Annotated in this window: 4 protein-coding genes; 3 read left to right on the plus strand and 1 reads right to left on the minus strand. The window is 42.2% G+C overall.

The window, feature by feature from the left end:
• On the plus strand, positions 1–230 hold a 230-nt coding region (locus L0J61_RS10155; RefSeq protein ID WP_301466328.1), incomplete at its 5' end, for a transposase.
• 85 nt (positions 231–315) lie between these two features.
• Entirely contained in the window at positions 316–462 is a 147-nt protein-coding gene (locus tag L0J61_RS10160) for a hypothetical protein (RefSeq protein WP_301466329.1), read from the plus strand.
• Between the two features lie 10 nt (positions 463–472).
• On the opposite strand, the gene L0J61_RS10165 is transcribed toward L0J61_RS10160, so the two are convergent.
• The gene (locus tag L0J61_RS10165) at positions 473–2,443 is read right to left on the minus strand and encodes a mechanosensitive ion channel family protein (protein ID WP_301466330.1); all 1,971 of its coding nucleotides are present in this window, start codon (positions 2,441–2,443) and stop codon (positions 473–475) included.
• Positions 2,444–2,868: 425 nt separating this feature from the next.
• Between L0J61_RS10165 and L0J61_RS10170 the strand changes: the two genes are divergently transcribed.
• On the plus strand, positions 2,869–3,375 hold a 507-nt coding region (locus tag L0J61_RS10170), incomplete at its 3' end, for a TonB-dependent receptor (RefSeq protein WP_301466331.1).

Below are 3,375 nucleotides of genomic sequence, written 5' to 3' on the forward strand. Positions count from 1 at the left end.
TCAGAAGAGCGATTTATACCACCAATGCGATAGAGTCGCTAAACAGTGTGATTCGTACGGCGGTGAATAAGCGTAAGGTGTTTCCCTCTGATCAGGCAGCATTCAAGGTAGTATATCTGGCAACCCAGCAGGCCTCTAAAAAGTGGTCGATGCCAATCCGTAACTGGACGTCTGCTTTAAATCGCTTTATGATTATGTTTGATGACCGTATCAGCAAGCATTTAATCTAAACGGCAGTTACACAGAATTCGGGATGGTCTCTTAAAACGAGCTGATATCCTCGCTGTTGATGATTTAGCAATCAAGGTAGCAGCCATGACGCTGATGAGTTTAGAAGAGCGACCCACGCCAAAACAACTAAACAACCTGACTCAAGACTGGTCACCACATCGTAGTGCTGCTAGCTTACTTCTATGGTCATACTATGGGCTGATGCGCAACAAGAACGCCATGCCTGTATGATGCTTTCAGCTCAATGCGGGTTCCACATAGAGAAACCAAGCTTTCTTTTCACATGCTTAAATTTGCTCTTTTTCAACACGCGATTCCTCTCTTTTATTGCATTGAGCTTTTTTCTCTTTCTTTTGGCTTCTGCTGAGATCTGTTTTTTAATGCTTATCTTGTTATCTTTAATGTTTTTGCTCGTGCGATCACTGTTTTTATTCAAGTCTATCTTTTCATCAGCACTCGACTTAGTGTCATGTTTGTCGTTTGTATCATCATTGATGGTTGATGCAATCGTACCGCTGTCTCCAACGCTACCGTCACCAACAGCAGAATCTTTGATACTACTCGCGGTGGTAGCGTTATCATTATTGTTATCGTTATTACTTTGAGTATCGCCTTCTGTTTGATGTTCAAGTTCTGATTGATTAACAATCAGTTGTTGCGTTGGTAACGCATGCTCAACTTTGTACTTAGCCACTTGATTTAGCACATCGACAAACAGCTCGTTTTGCTTATTATAAAACTCAACAATATTACTTGAGTTAATATAGGCTTGTAATTGGACAACATAGCAATCTTGACGCAACTCTAAAATGTTGGCTTGGTTCCACTCTTGGTTGGTCAGGTCATGCTCATCAATATACTCGTCTAAATGAGTCACCATTTTAAAGACTTCATCTATACTCGCAGTACGTTTGATATATAGCTTGTGATAAAACTGGAACATGTCGCGAGAAGTAAAGTTCTCAATCTGCATCGACGAAAAATCACCATTTGGTACAGTCACCACAGTACGCGACAACGTCCGTACGCGCGATGAGCGAATACCAATATCAATGACGGTGCCTTCGTAAGTACCAAACTTACAATAATCGCCAATTCGAACGGGGGAATCTGCTACAACAACCACGCTACCCACGAGGTTTTCGATGGTCTTTTGTGCACCAAGTGCCAACGCCAAACCACCCACACCTAAAGCAGCAATACCGGTAGTCAAGTCAAAGCCTAAATTGCCAAAGATGACAATCACGGCAAATATCAACAACAGCGCTTTGACGACTTTTCGTAACAACCCTAAAATAGAAACACGTTCTGTGTGGTTTTTCCTATAGCTTAGATTCACTGCTCGAGTAAAAATAGAATCAATCACTCGAAGCAGCAACCAAGTTGTCGCTAACCAAGACGCTATCTCAGCAAACCGATTGACTGGCTCGCGCAGCGTCACTGATACGCCAGCATAGACCATCACCTCTGACAAGATAAGTGCCATAATCACGACAGCCAACGGCAGTATCACCTTATCGGGCACTGGCATTGCCTCGCCACGCACTCGGGGATAAGCAATCTTGATAAGATGATACAGCAGCCAGACCAAAATATAAGTAAAAATAAAGCTGCTAACCACCATAATTAGTGCAGCAACTATATCAGCCAACATATAACCAAATATTTTTTGGTCTTCTAACGCCTCAAAGGTATAACGAGAAACCAATGTAGCTTCAGTATTTCTTACTACCTCAGGTACTGCGCTAAGCGTTTCACTAGAAAACTGCCAATACTGCTCGCCTTGAGTGGTCATCACTCTCTCTAGTAAAAGTGATATTCTTTGTTCACCCACATCGATGAGACCAACGAATTCTTGGTTGGCAGGTAGTTGATCCGTCAAGTTGCCCGTATAAGTATTGTTGATTTGCAAATCAGGCTGAAAACGACCGCCAGCATCCAACGCTTGTTTGAATTGGCGCACAGTGGTTGTTGGGTTATCAGACTTGGACAAATTCAGATAATTACTTGCCAGCAAGTAGTCGTTTTGGCTCAGCGCAGAGATAAAGCCTTGCACTGTATCTCGTGGCGTATCCCTCCCAAAGGAATCTGGTGCAGGAGTACTTGCTGACTCTTCACTGCTACTACTAGACAGCGCACCAGCATCGGCAGCCAAGGCACCGTTGGGCAGCAAGAAACTCGCTGCCATCATCAGTAAAAGCACCAGGCTCACGAATAGCACTTTGACTGTTGAATATAGTGACGCAGACGCATTACCAATGATCAGATTATGCTTAGTAAACAAAACGAACCTCTTAATTTTATATAAACACCACAAAAGACAGCTAAGCTTTGTACTATAACAGCTATTATTTATGACGACAGCGCTTTTATAGTCAAATGGCTTAACTGCCGATCCTACCTACTCGACAAACGGAAACATTGAAAATATCCGATATAAAAACACTAAGAACATTTCATCGAATTGAATAAATAACGACCCAACATGCAATATACTCAACTTAGCATGAATAAAAATTAGGTAAAACTGGTTTATAAACGACCGTTATTTCTAGATAATAAGCAAAGCTTAAGCTAACTGCTATATTTTGTAACGATACCTTTTCAATTATTGCTTTTGTAACTTTGGAACCAACTATGTCTTTACCACGCTCTTCTTCGAACACCTTCCTTCGCTTATGTATTTTAAGCGCCCTTGGTGTCTGTACTTTGAATGCAACCGCTGCTACCACTGACAGTACTGCTGCAAACAATGAATTACCAGAAACAGAACTTGATGAAGTCGTTGTAACAGCGACACGTACTCCCACTAAAGTCAATAATACTATTGCTCAAACCCGAGTGGTTGACAGTGAAGAGCTCAAGCGTTATCAAGGCCAGACTGTGCTGGAGGCGATCAATCATCAACCTGGTTTTAGCATCAAACAAGATGGTGGCATAGGTCAAAGTAGTAACTTCTATATCCGTGGCTATGATAGCAAACGCGTATTGATACTAATAGACGGTGTGCGTTATGGCTCTATGTCAAATGGACAACCAGCGTTAGGCTTACTACCAGCCGATCAAATTGACCGTATCGAAATAATATACGGCGCGTCGGGTTCTAGCATCTATGGTTCAGATGCTATGGGCGGCGTTATTCAA

It is taken from the genome of Psychrobacter sp. (assembly GCF_030457785.1).
In the GTDB taxonomy this organism is placed as follows: domain Bacteria; phylum Pseudomonadota; class Gammaproteobacteria; order Pseudomonadales; family Moraxellaceae; genus Psychrobacter.

Bases quoted from the DNA above. Each gene is read 5' to 3' on its own strand.
- L0J61_RS10160 (WP_301466329.1), top strand. From the start codon at position 316: ATGACGCTGATGAGTTTAGAAGAGCGACCCACGCCAAAACAACTAAAC.